Consider the following 18,190-nt stretch of genomic DNA (forward strand, 5'->3'; position numbering starts at 1 on the left):
CGTCGGTAAATTTCATTACCTCTGAAGGACAGATCATGAGTGAAAGTTTATAATATTTAAGGGAACCATTATATATTCTAAGGGCTTCTCTATTTTTTTGATGGACCGATTCTATAATCATATTGAAAATCTCGTTGAAAAGGAGAAGAAAGAGCAGTCTGGATTAGAGAGTATTCCACAAAAAACAGAAGCAGTACAAAAGAAAAAGGCTGATCCTACTATAATTCTGCAGCCTATAACGCCGAATCATATTCTTCGTGTGCAGAACAGAGAAATAGATCTTCCAGAAGCGCCGGAGGAAAAAATGGAAATCCCCGTTATTCCGGACATGAAAAAGGCAGAAGAAGATTATAATAGCATTGATTATCAGATTATTGCGTTTAATTTGTGGAAGTCAAAGGCAAAGGAATTGTTTTGAAAATTATGAAAAATCGGCGCAAAACCTTGCTCTTCAGAGCGAGGATGTAGCGCCGAGATTCCGCAAGCGCCGATTTTACATCCCACGGAAGCGCCACCACTCGTTTGCGAGCCGTAAAACCAATGCCTTTAGGCATTGGATAGGTTTTCAGATAATAAAATAAACAAAACCCCATTGCTGAAGCAATGGGTCCCCCTGGCAGTAAAAGGTCTTGCTGGTGCGCGTATTTGTTTTATTGCTGAGCTGCTCTTTGAATCGCCTTACAGTCCTAAAAAATCCCTAATCTTTTTTTTATTTATTGTGAAATTTGGGTTTACTTCGGACCAAAGGTCCGTAGTATTACGAGCATAGCTCGAAATAATACCCCACAGCTTGTTGCCGAATGCGAAGCATGAGCGCAACTAAGGAATGATAATTCCTGTTGCTGTGACCCAATTTCACAATTCCACAGACGCACCGAATTGCGAGCGGGCAATACCCCGCAGCTTGCTGCGATTGGGATGCCCTGCGAGCGGTGCGTCTGTGTTATTCTTTGAAAATATTTCTAGACAACAGTAAGATCAAAGAAGCTAAACTAAAAAAATAGCGAAGAAAAATAAATAATAAACGATGAATTACTTAATCAACATTTTCTTAATTAACTCCTCGCTATATTCTCTCCAATGCCCCTCTTCAAGTTTGCCGAGTTGCAATGTGCCGATCGCAATGCGGGATAACGCGACAACGTCATTCCCCACTGCTTCGATCATCTTGCGCACTTGCCTGTTCTTCCCTTCAACAATAGAGATAGCGAGTGTTCGATCATCAAGCTTCTCAACAACTGCAGGAAGCGTTTGATACTTTACATTTTCTATCAAGATAACCACTCCTTTTTGCAATGCTTCAAGCTGTTTTTCAGTTATTTTTTGTTTCAGCGAAACCCGATAAGTCTTTGAAACGTTTCGTTCTGGTTCTAAGAGTGCAGCGGAAAACGCTCCATCATTGGTGATGATGAGCAGTCCTGTTGTACCGACATCAAGTCGACCGACAGGAAACAAAGAGTTTTTTACTTCAGCAGGAAGATCAAGAATTTTTACGACGTAAGGATCACGGTCATTTTTTTGACAGGAAAAACCAGCGGGTTTGTTCAGGACAAAATATCGTTTGGTTTGGAAGGAGATTTCTTTCCCATTAACGCATACTGTACGTTTTGTAGGAGCGAATTGAAACTGCAATGCCTTTGTCACAACGCCATCAACAGTAATCTGCCCAGCATTTGCTACAGAGATAATTTGTTCTTTTGTACTAAACAATCCCGATTGTTTCAGTGCCTGATAAAGAGTAATTTTTTTAGTCATAAGGTGCTCTAAACACTTCTTTAAAATAACGCATTGCTTGACTCTTTGGACCCCACCGATGCCTAATATATTTTTCTATTGCGCGTCTCTCTGGCCAAGCCCCTGCAGTATCAATATAGTGTGCGTATGGACCAATTTTTTGTTCAAAATCAAAATAGTGTCTTTGTGTTGATCCCATACTATGATAAATTTTTGCTGTTTTGTGAAAAAATTTACTGCTTAAAACAACGCGATCAAGAGGGCCATTTATCATTGTGTACGCCGTACCAATTATATATCTAACTTTGCAGTAATCTCTCGAGTCATTGCTTCATATCCTGAAGGAGAGAGTTCAATTCCTTGCTGAGTCGCATACGCAAGGCCTGCTTGTTTTGCTGCATCGTAAACAGCCCAACGTGTTGCGTTTCCATCTCGAGGAAAAGCTTCGTTGCCTTCTCGATTAGAGGCAAGAAACGCTTTAATAGAGGAGGAGTTCATTCCTCCAAGAATATCTCCTAAGGACTGAAACTCTGTATTCAATCTATTGTCTTTATTTGTCATCTCAGAAGAAAAGAGCATACTCTTTTTATAACTTACTTCGTATTTGTGCTTAACTATGTCCTTCTGCGCACATCCCATATCTGCATATTTCTCCTTTGTGAATAACGCCTTTTGTACGACAAACAGCGAGTGCAGAGGAAAGTTGTTCCATAAACACATCAATCTCTTCAGAACGTACAATATACGGAGGCAATAATCGGATGCCCTGCTTTCCGCAGCCCAAAACAATAACACCTTGCTTTAATAATTGAAGAACAAGATCATCTCGCATTTTTTTAGAAGGCAAATCGAATGCGTTCATTAAACCAAGACCACGAATATGTTGTACCGAATCATTTTGTTCAGCAATCTCATTCAATGCCGCACGAAAATATTTTCCGTGTTTCTCGTTTTTCTCAAGAAACTTTTCTTTTTTAATAGTGCGGATCGTTGCGATACCATTTGCCAGATCGAGCGCGTGACCTCCACCCCACGTTGAAGAAATCGAGCTAGGTTCAGAAGGAAACATTTTTTTGTTTGCGAGAGTCGCTCCAACCTGCAGTGCTTTCGCGGAACTGATAATATCAGGTTCAATATCATAATGTTCAAACGCCCACCAACGTCCAGTTCTTCCCATACCAGACTGCACTTCATCTGCGATAAAAGGAATATTGTATTGCCGTGCAAGTTTCCGTGTTTCAGTAATCATTCTTTTTGAAGCAACGCGATATCCTCCTTCTCCCTGCAGATGCTCGACGATCACAAAACCAACATCTTCTGGAGCAGCATCTCGTTGAAGAAGTTCTTCAAATTGTTCTGGAGCAGTTTCATCAAAAGGAAGTCTGCGCATATTCATGCTGAAATAATTTTTTTTATGGACAATTTTCGAATTCGTGCAGGAAAGCGCGCCAATGGTTCTTCCATGAAATGCGCCGCTAAAACTAATTCCTATTTTCGCGGTTTGCTTTTTTCGCATGCAAATCTTCAGTGCGTTTTCCACTGCTTCTGCGCCACTGTTAATAAGAAATCCTGCGTCAATGTTCCGAGGAGTAATTCGAATCAATTCTTCAAGAAGATCAAGATGTTCTTTCACAGTAAAGTCTTGTCCTGCGAATTTGAGTGGACTTCTCCCAAGGTATTCTTTGGAGACAGCAAGCAATGCAGGATGATTGTATCCCAATGGATTAGACGCAATTTGCGATCCAAAATCGAGAAAGGTGTTGCCGTCAATATCTGTGCAATAACAGCCTATTCCTTTGGAAGAATGCACAAAAGGATAACTCACGCTCCAGCCGCCGTTCATGCGTTGAAGCGTATCTAATATTTTTGCGGAGTGTGGACCTGGAAGTGCTGTTTTGACAGAAGGTTTGAGCATCATAGAGCAGTTCAGGGGAAGTAGATATATAAACCTTTCTTTGGAGGAACTTTTAAAAATCATCCTCACTTTCTCTCTCTTAATGAGAAGTGAACAAAAGCAACACACATTAGAATTCTGGAATTACTTTAGAGGCAATGCTCCGTGGGAAGTTGCAGTTGAGCTGCGCAGAGAATGGGGTTCTCTCGAAGCGATGACAGAAGACAAGGCTTTTGATGGTCTTGAGTATATTGAAGACTTGGGAATCCCAAGTGATATTCGCGCGGATGTTGAACGAGTATGGGAAAAAGGAATTGCAAAAAATCCAAAACTCAGCAACAATCCAAAACCAAATCTTCACACACTTTCTGCGGATGGAAAACAATGCAGAGCGTCCTTTGCGACATACAAGACTTCTTTCTGGATTAAAAATAGATTATCAGAACAACCAATGGACGTCCAGCGTGCGATTGCAAACCTCTTTCCTTTTTTTAATATAGGGGTGGTGACAAGAACCAGCGACGATTATCTTTTATTAGAACAGCGACCAGATGGAGTCACTGCGCCACAAATGTTGTTGACGTATCCATGTGGATATTTATCGAGGGGAGAAAGAACACTTGGTGATACGCTCAACGCGCAGGGAAAAGGAGAGCTTGGCTTTTATCCTATTGTTAGAGAAGGACTACTTGATAGAACAAAAGTACGAAGAGTTTGTGCGTTAGGCATGCAGCGGGAAAGCGATGAGTGGACTCCAAATTATACATTCTTGATGGAGCTTGATATTCCCTACAGTGCTATTCAACCAACAAAAGAAACAAAAATAATTACAAAACTTCCTGCGGGAGAAGATCTTTTGGAAGAAGCGGTTAGGCTCTATGCTCCTTCCATCAAAGGAGATGTTCGTGGAAAGCTTGTTCCCAACGCAACAGGAATGCTTGCGCTGTATATCAAAGAGATTTTTGGGAATGGCACATACGCAAATCTCTTAGATAAAATCAGCGAAGCAGGAAAAAGACAAGGATACAAAGTAGATGTTTGTGAATATACGCCACGAACAAATCCTTTCAAATAATAGTAATCATTCGTTCTTTATTGCACCCAAACTGTCTTGATGTTCACAAATTCTTTAATCCCATACGAAGAGAGTTCTCTTCCATACCCAGATTTCTTCACACCGCCAAAAGGCAAGCGCGGATCAGACTTCACAATGCTGTTCACAAACGCGCAGCCCACATCGAGTTGTTGTGCAATGTTTTCCGCGCGCTCTTTGTTTCGAGACCAGACGCTGCCACCAAGACCAAAAGGAGTTTGATTCGCGAGAGCAATCGCTTCATCATCAGAAGAAAAGCGAATGATTGCAGCGACAGGGCCAAAGGTTTCGTCGGCAAACACAGGCATGTCAGGAGTCACATGAGAAAGAACTGTTGGTTCATAAAAATATCCTTCTCCAGAAATCCGTTTTCCGCCAGTCAAAATTTTTGCGCCGCGAATAACTGAGCCTGCGACTTGTTTTTCAAGGACATCAATAAGGTCACGTCGTGCAAGCGGTCCAACTTGTGTTTCTTTGTCAAGCGGATCTCCGACAACAAGCTGTTCCATTTTTCGCGCAAACTGTGTTTCAAATTGTTCTGCGATAGATTCATGCACTACAAATCGTTTTGCGGCAACGCAGCTTTGTCCTGCGTTGATCATTCTTCCTTTCACTGCGGAAAGAACTGCTTGTTCAACATCAGCGTCATCCAACACAATAAAGGGATCGCTTCCCCCTAATTCAAGAACAGCTTTTTTGAGTGCTTTTCCTGCAGCGGCGCCAACAGCCATGCCTGCTCCTTCGCTTCCTGTAAGCGTTACTGCTTTAATTGCGGCATGAGAAATAATTTTGTCTGTCATTGAAGAAGGAATGAGCAATGTTTTGAATGCATGCTCTGGAAATCCTGCTTCAGAAAATACTTTTTCAATCGCGAGCGCACATTGTGGAACGTTGGACGCGTGTTTCAACACACCGATGTTTCCCGCCATTAATGCAGGAGCAGCGAAGCGAAACACTTGCCAGTACGGAAAGTTCCAGGGCATGACTGCGAAAATAACACCAAGCGGTTCAAAACGAACATAACTTCTTGTCGCGTCTGTTTGAATGTGTTCATGCTGTAAAATTGTTTCTGCGTTTTCTGCGTAGTAATCACAAACCCACGCGCATTTTTCCACTTCAGCTTCTGCTTCAGTGATGGTTTTTCCCATTTCAAGCGTCATTAATGATGCGTGTTCGTATTTGTTTTTTCGCAGCAATGCGGCTGCGTTTTTCAAGAGCTCGGCTCGTTCTTGAAAAGATGTTTTTTTCCAAGAAGAAAATGTTTTGTCGGCAGAAAGAAGAGATTGTTCTACCTCTTCCCATTTCATTTCAGGGAACGTTTTGATCACTTCGCCGTTTGTTGGATCGATTGTTTGTATAGCCATGATATCACCATTGATTTATTTTTGTCTCAGTTAGTCTTATTCTCTAATTTCTCTTTTCATCTTTAAACAAAAGGTATTGATTCATAAAGACCCCATTGCTGCGCAATGGGTCCCCCTGACATTTGGGGGTGTACTAGGCGATTATTTGTGTTGCCAGGCAACAAACACGCACCAGCAAAGTCCTACTGCACAATTCATCCTTTTATTATTTATTTTTTTAAAAATGTTATCAAAAAAGGAAGCAATTTAAAGCGAAACTGCGAACTCAATCCAATCCAAACACATCGCAAACATGCCGAGATAATTTTTGATTTAATTCCTTGTTCTTCGACACGTCAACAGCGACTTCAACAATGCAAAGTTCATTACTATTAACCGCTTCAGTGAGATTTTGTCGTAATTCAGCAACTGTTTTTGGTGAATATCCTTTAATCCCAAAACTCTCTGCGTATTTTTTGAAGTCAGGATTCGTCAGTGCAGTGCCAAACGATTTCCCCGTATGTGCTTCCTGCTTCCAGGTAATCAAACCATAATTATTGTCGTTAAACAACAAAATAACATACCCTAACCCGAGACGTTTTGCGGTTTCAATTTCTTGTGAGTTCATCAAAAATCCGCCATCTCCTGTCGCGGCAACAATGCGTTTTTCAGGAAAAACAAGTTTCGCGGCAACGCCGCCAGGAACAGCGATGCCCATGCTCGCAAGACCGTTGGAAATAATGCAGGTGTTTGGTTCATAACAAGGATAATTTCGTGCGATCCACATTTTGTGACTCCCGACGTCAGAAATAACAATATCTTCCGGATGCAAAAGCTCTCGGAGCATACGCAGTGTTCCAGGAATAGTAAATTGATCTCCTTCCTGTAATGCGTAGGATGCGAGGTCTTCAAGAATCTTCTCTCGAACAGGAGTGTACCATTTAGGGAAAGTAAGTCCTTCTTTTTCCACAAAGAAATTCAATTCCCAGAGCGCGCCGGAAATGTCGCAGATAAGTTCTACGTCAGGTTGATAGTATTCATAGACTTCCGCTGGCGTAAAATCAATGTGCACTATTTTTTTGTTTTTAGTAGAATTCCAGTTCTCAGGATCATATTCTGCAATATCGTAGCCCACCGTGATGATAAGGTCTGCGGATTCGATCGCGCACATCACGTAATCTTTCATCTTTAATCCAACAGAAAGAAGCGAGTGTTCGTTGAGATCAGAGACAGCGCCTTTTCCCATAAATGTGGAAACAACAGGAATGTGTGTTCTTTCCACAAACAGGCGGAGATGTTTTGACGCCAGTTTTCTAATTGCGCCATTGCCTGCGATAATGAGCGGTCTTTTTGCAGCGCGTAATAATTCCAGTGTTTGTTGAACGCATTTGTATTCTGGAGAAGGGCGTCGTACTTTTTTTGGAACAAGAGGTTGTTTCTCAACAGGAAGTTTTGCGATATCTTCAGGAAGTTCAAAATGGGTCACGCCAGGTTTTTCCATCTCAGCCATTTTGAATGCTTTGCGCACAACTTCTGCGGTAATTTGTGGATTAGAAATTTGCGTATTCCACTTGACAATCGGCTTGAACATATTCACAATATCAACTGCTTGATGGCTTTCTTTGTGCAGTCGTTCAGAATCTCCTTGTCCTGTAATTGCGACAACTGGACTTTTGTCGAGATGCGCGTCAGCGAGTCCAGTGATGAGATTTGTCGCGCCAGGACCGAGTGTTGCGAGACAAACACCAGCTTTTCCTGTTAATCGTCCGTAGACGTCTGCCATGAATGCGGCTCCTTGTTCGTGTCGTGTGGGAACAAACGTGATAGTGGAATTTGCAAGAGAGAAGAGAAGATCTTCAGTTTCTTCTCCTGGGACTCCGAAAACATACTTTGTTCCTTCTGTTTCAAGGCATTTTACGATTAAGTCAGAAACTTTCATGGAAAATGTGATTGTTGAAGGATTTAAATTGTTGATGGTTTTGCAAAACATTTAAAATAGAGTGATCGTTTGTAGACTCATACTGCCCCTGTAGTATAGCTTGGATATCGGCAAATTGCAAATTTGACGTATTTTGCGCCGATAGCGCAAATAGTACGCACGGTTGCGGTCCGTGTGACCGGGGTTCAAATCCTCGCGGGGGCGTTTTTTTCCAATTGTAATAGCACACTATCCTGGTTCTTAAACAATTATCACCACAAACTATAAATAGGAGTTATATTAACAATAGTATAGATTTATACTAAAATGGGTATAACAGAAAATGCTCACCCAAACAAAGGAAAAACAGATCCAGTGGATGCTCACGCATCCAGATGAAAAAGTAACTATCAGCAGACTAGCAATAGGATCTGGAACAGCATATCCGCAAACATATAACAATGTTCAGGATTTAGTCCAAGAACGAATTTTTGTAACAGAGAACGTTGCTTCTGCAAAGGTCGTTACTATCCCACCAGACGCTCCCTTAGATATACTTCTTTCAGTAGAAGCAAAAAGAAAACAGGAATTCCTTCAAAAATATTTGTGGGTAGAACTCATGCTGAAAGATATCTTAGATTATACGCATGATTACTTTTTCATTCTTGTTGTTTTTGGAAGTTATGCAAAAGGCACACAAACCAGCAAATCAGATCTCGACCTCCTTCTCATTGTTCCATCAAAAGAAAAGATTTCTCTTTTTGAAAGTGCCGCGAGTAAAATATATACAAAAGTAAAGAAAGACGTGACCACCGTGACAGCAGATGAATTTATGGAAATGATAAAAAGCAATAAGTTCAATGTAGGAACAGAAGCAAAGAAATATCATATTTTACTTTATGGTGCAGAGCAGTGGTATAATCTCACAAGAAAGGTGCAATAATGAAACCTGTAATACCTGAACAAAAAATGGCAAAGGCAGAAAAGGACGTGAAAAGACTTCATGATGAAGGAGAATTAAAAGAGTTGTCAGAACAAGAAAAGATCAGAATTGCACAATTTTATGAGCAAAGGAGCATAAAGCGATTGGAAACTGCCTCATTGATATTTTTATATTCAAGTGATGCTAAGAAAAGTCAAACAACTAATGTGAGCAAAGAATATAGCGATTATGGGGAAGTAGTTACTGCTTCATATTATGCAATGTATTATATCGTTCATGCATTTTTTGCAAAAAAATATGGGAAAAAATTGAAAGAGAATACATATCAGGTTCATGCAAAGACAAATCACTTAGTATTATATTATCTTGTTAACACAAAACAGCTCGCGACACAACTATACGAAGAGTATGTAAGAACAATGGCAACAGCACAAATCCAGAAAACAGTTGATGATTTTCAAGGAGATGCTTTTCGTTATGTGCAAAGATATGATCAAAGTAAAGAGGATAGAGAAACATCTACATACAATGTGGAAAAAAGCACAGACGAACGCCATGCAAAAGATGCGCTGGCAACTGCAAAGGAATTTATTCAAACAATAAGAGAATTAATGGTTAAAGGAGAAAGATAAGATGAAAATACAACTTAAAGAACAACCTAATTCAACTTCAGGAAAAAGCATTGAAGAAAAGTGTCAAGAGAATCTTGAAGCACTCAAACAATTTAGAAAGAAATATGCAAAGAACATAGGAACAGATCCAGTAGCGTATAAGAAATATATTGAAATGTGTTAATCTTTTGTTCTTAACAACCGCAAACAATATAAGTCTTTAACGTAAAACAATCTCAGGTGATCTCATGGCAGCAAAAGAAATTCGAGCAAGTCATATTTTAGTGAAAGACCAGAAAGAAGCGCAGGATATCTGCGAAAAATGCAAAGCAGGAGCGGATTTTGCGTATATGGCAGAAAAATACAGCAAGTGTCCAAGCGCAAAGAAGGGTGGCGATCTAGGAACATTTGGAAAAGGACAAATGGTTCCGAAGTTTGAGCAAGCAGCGTTTGCGTTGAATGTGGGAGAAGTCTCCAACGTTGTTCCAACACAATTTGGTTTTCATATTATTAAAAGAACAGCTTGATTTTTTCTTATTCTTTTTATTTCTCTCACCTTTTCTTACAATTAATATGATAAAAAAGATTAGGGATTCTCGAGGACTGTAAGGCGATTATTTGCTCAGCAACAAAAGAAAAAACACGCACTAGCAAGACCTTTTACTGTCAGGGGGACCCATTGCGTGAGCAATGGGGTATTATTGAAAAAAAGAATTTATTTGAAACTAAACAAAAAGATCTAAAAAACTCTATCGACAAACCTTCAATCCTTTCTTCATTAAATATTTCTGGTGATATTCTTCAGCAGGATAAAACACAGCAGAGCGGAGTATCTCCGTAACAATCTTCTTACTAACTTTTTTCTGCAATTCAGCAAGAGAACGCAAAGCCTCTTTCTTCTGTTCTTCAGTATAATAAAAAATCACAGACTTATATTGCGTTCCGACATCAGGACCTTGTCTATTCAATGTCGTTGGATCATGACAATTCCAGAATATTTCTAACAATTTTCTGTAAGAAACAACAGTAGGATCAAAAACAACTTGAACAACTTCAATATGCCCAGTTTCATCGCTACAAACAGCAGAGTACGTCGGATTCTTCAGAGTCCCACCCATATAACCAACAGCAGTAGAAACAACGCCCTTCAACGTTCGAAATGTTTCTTCAACGCTCCAGAAACAGCCTGCGCCAAATGTCGCGGTCTCCATCTTCTCACAACTCTTTCTTCATCATCTTAGAAAACTTCTGAAATAATACAGGTTTCTGAATAGCAGGATAGCCGCGAAATTCGAGTTCAGAAGAAAGCGCCGCAATTCCGCGAGCAAGTCCTTTTCGTTGTTCTTTTCGTTTCTCAGGACCAAGTTTTTGCTGCAAAATTTTCTTCGTCGTTCGCAAAGGCATTTTCACACTAAGTTCATACTGCGTCTGCATCGTTGGTTTAAAGTAACGTAAATGACAAGAAGCGATCTTCGCAACAGACAACGGTCGTTGGTAGAATTTTGCTTCACTTCCCACAACAGATGTTTTCTTGCGTTTTATTGCGCTCAACACTTCTTCGACAGTAGAACCTTCAGAAACAGTCACGACACTTCCGAGAGAACCAAGAGTATGAGCGTCGCTCCCGCCGATAGTTGCTTTCCCTAACTCATTAGCCCAGTCAACTGCGCAGTGATTCATGTGCCGCAGATTCGCGCCGCAAATCACTTCAACGCCATGGAGTGACTTCAAAACTTTTTTGTCCACAAATCCACGTTCCATCGCGGAAATAAAGCTAAAGCGTTTCGGAAACGCGAAAGGATGCGCGGGAGCGATAACGCAATTATAGTTCTTAGTCATATCCAATAAATCAGTGACGCTGACCTTTGTCGCAAGATTAGGATTTCCCCCACGGGAATCTTTAATGTGCGTGTCAAAGAAATCCTGCAATTCATCACGCGAATAAAAGTACGTCAAAACGTGCGCCATTTCTTTTGTCGTGATTTCAAGTCCAGGAACAACGAGAAGATCAGGATTATCCTGCGCTAATTTGATGTTTCCCGCGACTTCATTGTGATCAGTCAATGCCAATCCGATTCCCTGTTTTCTCGCCTTTTTTGCGATAGTGGTAATGGGAGTAGTCGTGTCAGAATATTCAGAATGATTGTGCATATCGACAGCGCTGTATCCTTCTTGAAGAATGCTCGAATGCTGCGGTTTTTGAAAGACAACTGATCGCCAGTTCATTATGCCTTCTAAGGGAAGATGATTTATAAATTTTTGTGGATATCCTTCTTAAACTCATTCAGAATTTCATTTAACAATCTCTAAAAGCCGATGTGTATAAGCAGGAAGGTTATTCCACTCTGTGGACAGTAGTGGATTTTGAACAATCACATCAATTCCTTCTTTGCAAGTAAGAGAAAGGATTGGTTCAACAAGTTCATAAGTTTCTTTCTTATCGTCTCTTTTTCTACCACTCATGTACTCCGCTACTCCTTCAGCAATTTGATGTTTAGCAATCGACCTCTTCTCCGGATGCCCATCGTGATCTATAATGTATTCATTCCAATATGTGTTCATACCCACAGCTTCTGCTCGTTCAAAAAAATAATCATGTGCTAGTTCATGGCGTATTGTCCCTTCCAATTCCTGACGAAATTGTCGTCTTGTAACTCTAAGTATTGTCATCGCTTTTGCTAAACCATCCGCGTCAAATGCACCTGCTGTATGAAATGTTATCGCGCCAGTATCAGGATCATAATGTGCATTTGCGTCACTGGTAGGGTGAGCATCATATGTATATGAGGGGACAGAAGAAAAGGTAATGCCGTACTGCTGTTCCATTTCTTGAGCAATCCTCTCATAATTTGCGTCAACATACGGAATTATGACAGAAGCGATCTCTTCATCAGAACGCCAGACAGCGTCATCTCCTTCAAATTGAAAGGGGGTGAGAGCTATTAGACCATAAAGAAGAGGATTGGTTATGTTTCGAATAGTTGGTACACAGGGTACGTTTGTATTAAGGGTCATAGTTCTAAAGGTTTCCCGCTTCTTTATATAATTTCCTACTTTAACCACTAATAAGTAACAAATAACCGAAAACTATATAAATGAGCGATTTTATGGGAGGTAGGACGTTAAAACTTCTTTAAGAAGTTCCAAAAAGACGTCTCGGTGACTACGATGGAAATCAAAGAGAAGGTTCGCGATATAAGAGAGGGACATTGGTCTGGAGCAGTAGAAGCGCCTGCGTTAGATGAGCGAGTTTTGTTGGTAAACCCAGTAGTCGAAGATTCTCTAGGAGTGTATAAATTATTGAGAGCTCAACTAACTGATGGAAGTTTGCAACTTCCTTATGACTTAGCGCAGCCAAGAGAAAGATCACCTATAAAAGCAGTTGCAGTACATTATAATAAATAAATCTGCTATACTTTTAAAAATAACAACATGAAACAAGGATAACAATGAACAAAACAGACAAAAGAATGCTTGCGACAGGAATCGTTGTGGCAGAACTATTTGGAGTTACTTATTTTGCAACGCACACACAATCAAAAATTCTTCTTGACGCGCTAAAAACTCCAATCGCGGAAGAGAAGCCTTACCAAACTCCTGACCTCAGTAATCCTGATAAGCTTCCTCCAGTGTATACAGCATTTGCTGAGCAGTATAAGCCAGAGCTTGTCGCTGCAAGTAAAGCCTATAATGTGCCTGTTGAAATGATTGTTGGCGCGATTGTTGAAGAGAATGCGAGTAGAACACTTCTTGAAGATTGGAAAGATAAAGTGGCATTGACATGGAATGCATGTGTTCCGTTCTCTTTTGAAGTTGATCCAAGTCTTGGTATTGGGCAGGTAAACGTAAGTACCGCAGCGTATTTAGGAGAAAAATATTGGCATCAGGATGCAGAAAGAGTATCTATTGAACAAGATTTGCTAAATCCTAAAGAAAGCATAGATTATATTGCAATGACGCTTGCGGATATTATGCATCGCCCAAACAGAATAACAGAAGGACATCTTTCTGACAACCCCCATCTTGTATACATTATTGGTACAGAATATGTCAGAGGACCAACAGATAGTCCACTTGCGTCTGCGCAACCAACATCCGCAGGAACTTTTTATATATGGGCTGTTTCAAATCTCCCTGCAATTCGTCTTTTCGGAGAAGATGCGCAGATTACTGTTGAACAGCAGAACAAGTTACGAACATATGGAAAAACAGCACCATATGTAGAGTAAATTATTCTTTCCGTCCCCTCTGCTCCTTATACAATTCCTCAACCTGTTCTAATGTCGAGCAATCATGCACCCCTCTATCTTCACGAAGTCGAATAAATCGAGGAAACCGCAGCGCATAACCAGAACTGTACGACGGGCTTTTCTGAATTTCTTCATAATGCACTTCAATAATAATTTTTGGATGCAGTTTCACTTCTTTTCCTTTTTGTTCAAGAATATCATCCTTTAATAAGGTAGTAAAATGCTGAAACGTCACTCCTTCTCCTTCAAGTTCTTTAATCCCAGTTCCTACTTTTCCAATCTCGAGTAAATTGCCTTCTTCATCGCGAACAGCGACAGTAAAGCTTGTCAGCCAACTACTTCTTTTTCCTTCGCCCCAATCAGCCCCAACTATTGCGACATCAAGGCTTTCCATGACTGGCTTGACTTTCACGCCAAAGCCAACCCTGCTTCCGGGTTTGTACACTGCTTCAAGATTTTTGACCATCACTCCTTCATTGCCTTTATCCAAAGATTCATTATAGAATTTTGTCGCTTCATCCTTCTTATCAGTAATCATTATTCGTGACAAAACAATAACACGATCTTTCGGATGAACGATTTTGTTCAATATCGCGCGTCGTTCGTGGAATGGTTTGTCAATCGTGCTTTTTCCATTGTAATAAAGAACATCAAACACATTAATTTCGACAGGTAATTTCTTCACCGCTTCTTCAATATCGTATTTCCGTCGGATTCGTTGTGAAATCTGTTGAAACGCGACATATTGTGTTGTTTTTGGATTAAAGCCAACAACCTCAGAATCAAAAATACAATTCTCGCATTTCACATGCTTGCGAACAGCGTCCACAACATCAGGAAATTGTTTCGTGACTTCTTCAAAGTTTCTCGTATATAACTTAATTTTGTCACCAACGACGTGGCATTCAATGCGAAAGCCATCATATTTGTATTCAAAGGCGGCGGGTTTACCGACGATCGCGAACGCGTCATCAATGTCTTTTGCTTTTTGGTAGAGCATCACTTGTACGGGCCTGAAAGGTTCAATGTCAAGAGAAAGCAATCCTTTGTATCCTTTTTCTCGCGCAAGCGCAAGGACTTCTCCAAAATCATTGGTCATGTTGTAGCCATGATCCAGCGCAGCAATAAGTTTGTTGTACATTTCCCGCGCGAGAAGTTCTGTTGGAAAAAACAATTTCTCTTTTTTGTCAATCGTATCAATGTCTTCAATAGTCTCAATCTGGGTACATTTCGCTTGATCAATTTCCTTTGCGTCATCAAACAGCTGCACAAAGCGAGGGAAGCACGCCCACGCGATTGCGTCGCGGAGTGTTCCTTGTCCAATCCCCACACGCATTTGTTCGAGCGCGGTGCGAATAATATATTTTGCTTCAGCAGGAGACGCGCTGGTCAACAATTCCGCGAGCAGCTGTACTTTTTGTTCCACAGATCCTTCGCCAGAAACAGTGGCGAGTTTCTGGAGATTCGCGAATACTTTTGTGACAGTGAGTTTGTGAGAGAAGAGTGTCGCTTGTTTTTTCTTCGCGATGTGCTTTTCCGCGACAAGACCAAGATCGCCGGTTTTTCTGAACTCATCTTCGAGTTTTTCCGGGGTTATTCCTGTCGCGACAGCGATTGCTTTCACTGCGTATTTTGCGGCGACACCTATTTTTTCTTCGCTCCATTCAGGAAAGATTCTGCCGTTGAGGAGAAGGGTGATTTTGTGTGCGTCATCTTTTTTTGTTTCAGAAAGAAGTTCAGCGACAATCGCGGTTTTTTCGAGGCGTTTGCTTGTTTTACTAAGTCTTTCGTACACTTCGACAAGAGGGGAGTAGTCCATGAAACTCTTCATATTGTTTTGTTTTATATAAGTTTCTGAAAAAGTGTGTTAACCACTACATTTCTAAACATCCTGGTCGACAAAAAAATATCTGACGTTGATTTTCAAAAAGTTAAGCACTACATCATCGAACTATTTCAACAAATCATGCAATCCGCAACGATTTCAATATATCACATTAATTACGCTTTTACTCCTTTTTGATAGTAAAATTTAAATACCTCTCCATTTCTTATGGATATATGCGATCGCTTCTGTTCCTTCCGGTTTTTGTTGGCTGCAATGATTCTTATAAATTAACCAATGACGAGCTTCGTTCCTTGACTGAAGCAGAGTCCGCAATTCTTTCAGAAAGCATTGAAGTCACTGATGCTATTCTTTCTGTTATGGGAGAATTGGCAGGCGCGGCTGATCAATCGAGTATTTTTGACGCAGAAGGAACAGTGGGAGCGTCCGCGTTTCTCGCGGAGACAGAGAATGGCTTTGCGGCATTTAAAGAATATTTCGCGGCGGGGCAGGTTTATACATATTCGTCAGATGTTTATATTAAAAATGGAAGGTATAACTGCAGCATTATTCAGGAAAAAAGAACTATTGCCGTGAGAGATCTCTTTTTTGAAGTTGCAGATCAAAATATTCCTTCTGTAGTGATTCACGAAGGGATCCATGCTTTCTATGGCATCCGCCGCACAGACAATCATTCAGGGAAACTGGAAGATTTGGTGATTGCGTCTGAAGATCACATTCATGATCCCGCTGTTCTCGATGAAGTCATCGCTTCAGGAGATAGCGTCTATCTTTCTGAATACTTTTTGCTTCCTTCAGCGATCTTTTATTACAACATCAATGACGCGTTGGCATCGACTCTTCTTGTGTATCAGGACGGTGTTGCGCAGGAAATATTCACGCGCGAAGAGGCGCTTGAAGAATATCGCGCGTATCTGACCTTGTTTTGTGACGACGCTGTTGCCGCTCAGGCGGGACTCATTTCAGAGAGTTATTGGTATTTCAATCCAGTGTTTGAAGTGACAGACGACGACATGCACGATGCTTTTGAAGCAAGCGGCTTGTGTGAAACAATGGTAGTGGCGTACGATGATAAAGCAGCGCTTCTGTTTTCTGAGTGACATCTCAGAAATCAAAACAGAACTCTTTTAAATAAGACCGCGAAAACTCTTCAGTATGAAATCCGTCATGGTCTTTGGAACATTCGATCTTCTCCACGAAGGACATCTCCATCTCTTCAAAGAAGCGAAAAAATATGGAGAAACTTTAATTGTCGTTGTCGCGCGCGACGCGAGTGTCAAAAAGATAAAAGGATTCAACCCGCACCAAAATGAACTCCAGAGACTCGAAAAAGTAAAGTCTTGTTCAATAGTTGATAAAGCGCTTCTTGGGTATGAGGATGATTTCTACAAAGTGATTGAAGAACAGAAACCAGCAGTGCTTTGTTTTGGTTATGATCAGGATAAACAAAACATTGAAGTAGAGTTAAAGAAAAGAAAAATCAAAGCAGAAATAATCACGCTGACTGCGTTTGAGCCAGAAAAGTATAAGTCAAGTATTATGAGGAAAAAAAGCAAGCGTTAAAATACAGGGTATTCTGTTTCATAACATCCATTTGCTCCCCGTTGCCAACGTATAGGGAGTGTATCATTCCTGAAACTTTTCTCAACACGTTGAGCAAGTTCTCTATTAAACTCTCTTGTGATAAGTTGATATATCGTTGCAAGTTCTTGTGTTGACGAGGAAATATTGCCCGCGACAAAATCCAATTTATCAGGAACCCAAGTAACGTATGCCATCCATGAAGGGACAGAAATGTGTGCGTCTCGAGCCTGCGCAAGTTGTACTAAAGTATAAGCATAATCTCGTTTGACCCCCTCAACTATTTTCCCATATGAGCGACATGCTGCTTCAGGAAAACCAAGTGCTTGTCCAATAATATAATCATCTCTTGTATGGAATGCTTGAATAACTGCGGCAAGAGATTTTTCGTGTTGTCCAAGATAATAGTTTGCAATGTCTATAGAATATTTTTTTCCAGATGATCCGGGGACAGAATAAGATCCTCTATCACGAAGACGGTAATGAACTGAAAGAAGAGAGAAATAGCGCTCAAGATTTCGAAGATCTGTTTCGGACAGTGAGGGGGCGTGAGTAAGATCCGCAAAGCCAGTATCTCGACGGGCACTTATATCTGCGTCAATCCATGAGACAAACGCGTCAAGGCTGATAAAAGCAGCGGGTTTTGCTCGCTTTGAAACCAAAAAAAGTTCAAGCTCTGCTCTTGTGTTAAGACCGGGAATCATGAGTGACATAACACGAAGAATGAATTTTAAGTTTTTAATGGTTACTGTGTTTTTATTGTAAAATTGGGTTCAATATCCCACTGCTTGCAGTGACCCAATTTTATAATTCCACAGACGCACCGAACTACGAGCGGGCAATATTAATAATTTCGCTAATGATATGAGATGATGGTGAAATTATTAATTCCGTGAATTGCGTTTTATATCACTTGTTGACGCAATTCACGTTACCACGCAGCTTGTTGCCGAATGCGAGGCATGAGCGCAACTAAG

21 protein-coding genes and 1 tRNA gene are annotated in these 18,190 nt (G+C 40.7%); 11 read left to right on the forward strand and 11 right to left on the reverse strand.

The window, feature by feature from the left end:
- The first annotated feature begins 100 nt into the window (after nucleotides 1–100).
- Nucleotides 101–418: a hypothetical protein gene (locus HZC31_03120; GenBank protein MBI5002349.1), complete on the forward strand. Its 318-nt coding sequence runs from the start codon at nucleotides 101–103 to the stop codon at nucleotides 416–418.
- A gap of 614 nt (nucleotides 419–1,032) precedes the next feature.
- Here HZC31_03120 and HZC31_03125 read toward each other — a convergent pair.
- Genes HZC31_03125 through HZC31_03140 form a run of 4 tightly spaced genes read right to left on the reverse strand, consistent with a single transcriptional unit; the run spans nucleotide 1,033 to nucleotide 3,652 of the window.
- A complete protein-coding gene (locus HZC31_03125) occupies nucleotides 1,033–1,755 on the reverse strand; it encodes an rRNA pseudouridine synthase (GenBank protein ID MBI5002350.1) in 723 nt (240 codons plus the stop codon).
- Nucleotides 1,748–2,008 carry a hypothetical protein gene (locus HZC31_03130; protein MBI5002351.1) on the reverse strand — a complete coding sequence of 87 codons (261 nt, stop codon included), beginning with the start codon at nucleotides 2,006–2,008 and terminating at the stop codon, nucleotides 1,748–1,750. Before HZC31_03130 ends, HZC31_03125 begins: the two co-directional genes overlap by 8 nt.
- Before the next feature lie 17 nt (nucleotides 2,009–2,025).
- On the reverse strand, nucleotides 2,026–2,295 hold the full coding sequence (locus HZC31_03135) for a hypothetical protein (protein MBI5002352.1): 270 nt from the start codon (nucleotides 2,293–2,295) through the stop codon (nucleotides 2,026–2,028).
- Nucleotides 2,296–2,344: 49 nt separating this feature from the next.
- Complete coding sequence (locus HZC31_03140) at nucleotides 2,345–3,652, reverse strand: aminotransferase class III-fold pyridoxal phosphate-dependent enzyme (GenBank protein MBI5002353.1); 1,308 nt, start codon at nucleotides 3,650–3,652, stop codon at nucleotides 2,345–2,347.
- A gap of 79 nt (nucleotides 3,653–3,731) precedes the next feature.
- On the opposite strand from HZC31_03140, the gene HZC31_03145 reads away from it, so the two are divergent.
- Nucleotides 3,732–4,703 carry a hypothetical protein gene (locus tag HZC31_03145; protein ID MBI5002354.1) on the forward strand — a complete coding sequence of 324 codons (972 nt, stop codon included), beginning with the start codon at nucleotides 3,732–3,734 and terminating at the stop codon, nucleotides 4,701–4,703.
- Nucleotides 4,704–4,720: 17 nt separating this feature from the next.
- On the opposite strand, the gene HZC31_03150 is transcribed toward HZC31_03145, so the two are convergent.
- Together HZC31_03150 and HZC31_03155 are read right to left on the reverse strand one after the other, a co-directional pair.
- Nucleotides 4,721–6,085 carry an NAD-dependent succinate-semialdehyde dehydrogenase gene (locus tag HZC31_03150; protein MBI5002355.1) on the reverse strand — a complete coding sequence of 455 codons (1,365 nt, stop codon included), beginning with the start codon at nucleotides 6,083–6,085 and terminating at the stop codon, nucleotides 4,721–4,723.
- Nucleotides 6,086–6,350: 265 nt separating this feature from the next.
- Nucleotides 6,351–8,003: an acetolactate synthase large subunit gene (locus HZC31_03155; GenBank protein MBI5002356.1), complete on the reverse strand. Its 1,653-nt coding sequence runs from the start codon at nucleotides 8,001–8,003 to the stop codon at nucleotides 6,351–6,353.
- An 84-nt stretch (nucleotides 8,004–8,087) separates the two neighbouring features.
- Here HZC31_03155 and HZC31_03160 point away from each other — a divergent pair.
- From HZC31_03160 to HZC31_03180, 5 genes are all read left to right on the forward strand, one after another.
- A tRNA-Arg gene (locus tag HZC31_03160) sits at nucleotides 8,088–8,207 on the forward strand.
- 118 nt (nucleotides 8,208–8,325) lie between these two features.
- Nucleotides 8,326–8,925, forward strand: a complete 600-nt coding sequence (locus HZC31_03165; GenBank protein MBI5002357.1) for a nucleotidyltransferase domain-containing protein — start codon at nucleotides 8,326–8,328, stop codon at nucleotides 8,923–8,925.
- The gene (locus HZC31_03170; protein ID MBI5002358.1) at nucleotides 8,925–9,557 is read left to right on the forward strand and encodes a hypothetical protein; all 633 of its coding nucleotides are present in this window, start codon (nucleotides 8,925–8,927) and stop codon (nucleotides 9,555–9,557) included. Before HZC31_03165 ends, HZC31_03170 begins: the two co-directional genes overlap by 1 nt.
- Nucleotide 9,558: 1 nt before the next feature.
- A complete protein-coding gene (locus HZC31_03175) occupies nucleotides 9,559–9,720 on the forward strand; it encodes a hypothetical protein (GenBank protein MBI5002359.1) in 162 nt (53 codons plus the stop codon).
- A 64-nt stretch (nucleotides 9,721–9,784) separates the two neighbouring features.
- A complete protein-coding gene (locus HZC31_03180; GenBank protein ID MBI5002360.1) occupies nucleotides 9,785–10,063 on the forward strand; it encodes a peptidylprolyl isomerase in 279 nt (92 codons plus the stop codon).
- A 222-nt stretch (nucleotides 10,064–10,285) separates the two neighbouring features.
- On the opposite strand, the gene msrA is transcribed toward HZC31_03180, so the two are convergent.
- The 3 genes from msrA to HZC31_03195 all read right to left on the reverse strand — a co-directional run bounded on the left by msrA (nucleotide 10,286) and on the right by HZC31_03195 (nucleotide 12,551).
- A complete protein-coding gene (msrA, locus tag HZC31_03185; GenBank protein MBI5002361.1) occupies nucleotides 10,286–10,747 on the reverse strand; it encodes a peptide-methionine (S)-S-oxide reductase MsrA in 462 nt (153 codons plus the stop codon).
- 4 nt (nucleotides 10,748–10,751) lie between these two features.
- A complete protein-coding gene (locus tag HZC31_03190; GenBank protein MBI5002362.1) occupies nucleotides 10,752–11,762 on the reverse strand; it encodes a PHP domain-containing protein in 1,011 nt (336 codons plus the stop codon).
- Between the two features lie 66 nt (nucleotides 11,763–11,828).
- Nucleotides 11,829–12,551, reverse strand: a complete 723-nt coding sequence (locus HZC31_03195) for a hypothetical protein (protein MBI5002363.1) — start codon at nucleotides 12,549–12,551, stop codon at nucleotides 11,829–11,831.
- A gap of 144 nt (nucleotides 12,552–12,695) precedes the next feature.
- Here HZC31_03195 and HZC31_03200 point away from each other — a divergent pair, with 144 nt between their 5' ends.
- Together HZC31_03200 and HZC31_03205 are read left to right on the forward strand one after the other, a co-directional pair.
- Complete coding sequence (locus HZC31_03200; GenBank protein MBI5002364.1) at nucleotides 12,696–12,941, forward strand: hypothetical protein; 246 nt, start codon at nucleotides 12,696–12,698, stop codon at nucleotides 12,939–12,941.
- A gap of 44 nt (nucleotides 12,942–12,985) precedes the next feature.
- Complete coding sequence (locus HZC31_03205; GenBank protein ID MBI5002365.1) at nucleotides 12,986–13,765, forward strand: hypothetical protein; 780 nt, start codon at nucleotides 12,986–12,988, stop codon at nucleotides 13,763–13,765.
- Between the two features lies 1 nt (nucleotide 13,766).
- Here HZC31_03205 and HZC31_03210 read toward each other — a convergent pair whose 3' ends face one another.
- The gene (locus HZC31_03210; GenBank protein ID MBI5002366.1) at nucleotides 13,767–15,605 is read right to left on the reverse strand and encodes an ATP-dependent DNA ligase; all 1,839 of its coding nucleotides are present in this window, start codon (nucleotides 15,603–15,605) and stop codon (nucleotides 13,767–13,769) included.
- A gap of 242 nt (nucleotides 15,606–15,847) precedes the next feature.
- Here HZC31_03210 and HZC31_03215 point away from each other — a divergent pair, with 242 nt between their 5' ends.
- Both HZC31_03215 and HZC31_03220 read left to right on the forward strand, forming a co-directional pair.
- A complete protein-coding gene (locus HZC31_03215; GenBank protein ID MBI5002367.1) occupies nucleotides 15,848–16,732 on the forward strand; it encodes a hypothetical protein in 885 nt (294 codons plus the stop codon).
- Between the two features lie 67 nt (nucleotides 16,733–16,799).
- Entirely contained in the window at nucleotides 16,800–17,195 is a 396-nt protein-coding gene (locus tag HZC31_03220; protein MBI5002368.1) for an adenylyltransferase/cytidyltransferase family protein, read from the forward strand.
- Here the strand turns inward: HZC31_03220 and HZC31_03225 are convergent.
- Nucleotides 17,192–17,926 carry a hypothetical protein gene (locus HZC31_03225; protein ID MBI5002369.1) on the reverse strand — a complete coding sequence of 245 codons (735 nt, stop codon included), beginning with the start codon at nucleotides 17,924–17,926 and terminating at the stop codon, nucleotides 17,192–17,194. The genes HZC31_03220 and HZC31_03225 overlap by 4 nt on opposite strands.
- Nucleotides 17,927–18,190 lie beyond the last annotated feature (264 nt).

The sequence above is a fragment of the Candidatus Woesearchaeota archaeon genome (assembly GCA_016214075.1).
Classification (GTDB): Archaea; Nanobdellota; Nanobdellia; order Woesearchaeales; family DSVV01; genus JACRPI01.

What these genes read in the sequence shown, in the direction of transcription:
- HZC31_03140 (MBI5002353.1), bottom strand. Translation starts at nt 3,652, where the DNA reads ATGATGCTCAAACCTTCTGTCAAAACAGCACTTCCAGGTCCACACTCC.
- HZC31_03125 (MBI5002350.1), bottom strand. Translation starts at nt 1,755, where the DNA reads ATGACTAAAAAAATTACTCTTTATCAGGCACTGAAACAATCGGGATTG.
- HZC31_03195 (MBI5002363.1), bottom strand. Translation starts at nt 12,551, where the DNA reads ATGACCCTTAATACAAACGTACCCTGTGTACCAACTATTCGAAACATA.
- HZC31_03210 (MBI5002366.1), bottom strand. Translation starts at nt 15,605, where the DNA reads ATGGACTACTCCCCTCTTGTCGAAGTGTACGAAAGACTTAGTAAAACA.
- HZC31_03220 (MBI5002368.1), top strand. Translation starts at nt 16,800, where the DNA reads ATGGTCTTTGGAACATTCGATCTTCTCCACGAAGGACATCTCCATCTC.
- HZC31_03165 (MBI5002357.1), top strand. Translation starts at nt 8,326, where the DNA reads ATGCTCACCCAAACAAAGGAAAAACAGATCCAGTGGATGCTCACGCAT.
- HZC31_03150 (MBI5002355.1), bottom strand. Translation starts at nt 6,085, where the DNA reads ATGGCTATACAAACAATCGATCCAACAAACGGCGAAGTGATCAAAACG.
- msrA (MBI5002361.1), bottom strand. Translation starts at nt 10,747, where the DNA reads ATGGAGACCGCGACATTTGGCGCAGGCTGTTTCTGGAGCGTTGAAGAA.
- HZC31_03120 (MBI5002349.1), top strand. Translation starts at nt 101, where the DNA reads ATGGACCGATTCTATAATCATATTGAAAATCTCGTTGAAAAGGAGAAG.
- HZC31_03170 (MBI5002358.1), top strand. Translation starts at nt 8,925, where the DNA reads ATGAAACCTGTAATACCTGAACAAAAAATGGCAAAGGCAGAAAAGGAC.
- HZC31_03225 (MBI5002369.1), bottom strand. Translation starts at nt 17,926, where the DNA reads ATGTCACTCATGATTCCCGGTCTTAACACAAGAGCAGAGCTTGAACTT.
- HZC31_03205 (MBI5002365.1), top strand. Translation starts at nt 12,986, where the DNA reads ATGAACAAAACAGACAAAAGAATGCTTGCGACAGGAATCGTTGTGGCA.
- HZC31_03145 (MBI5002354.1), top strand. Translation starts at nt 3,732, where the DNA reads ATGAGAAGTGAACAAAAGCAACACACATTAGAATTCTGGAATTACTTT.
- HZC31_03175 (MBI5002359.1), top strand. Translation starts at nt 9,559, where the DNA reads ATGAAAATACAACTTAAAGAACAACCTAATTCAACTTCAGGAAAAAGC.
- HZC31_03190 (MBI5002362.1), bottom strand. Translation starts at nt 11,762, where the DNA reads ATGAACTGGCGATCAGTTGTCTTTCAAAAACCGCAGCATTCGAGCATT.
- HZC31_03130 (MBI5002351.1), bottom strand. Translation starts at nt 2,008, where the DNA reads ATGATAAATGGCCCTCTTGATCGCGTTGTTTTAAGCAGTAAATTTTTT.
- HZC31_03180 (MBI5002360.1), top strand. Translation starts at nt 9,785, where the DNA reads ATGGCAGCAAAAGAAATTCGAGCAAGTCATATTTTAGTGAAAGACCAG.
- HZC31_03155 (MBI5002356.1), bottom strand. Translation starts at nt 8,003, where the DNA reads ATGAAAGTTTCTGACTTAATCGTAAAATGCCTTGAAACAGAAGGAACA.
- HZC31_03215 (MBI5002367.1), top strand. Translation starts at nt 15,848, where the DNA reads ATGCGATCGCTTCTGTTCCTTCCGGTTTTTGTTGGCTGCAATGATTCT.
- HZC31_03135 (MBI5002352.1), bottom strand. Translation starts at nt 2,295, where the DNA reads ATGACAAATAAAGACAATAGATTGAATACAGAGTTTCAGTCCTTAGGA.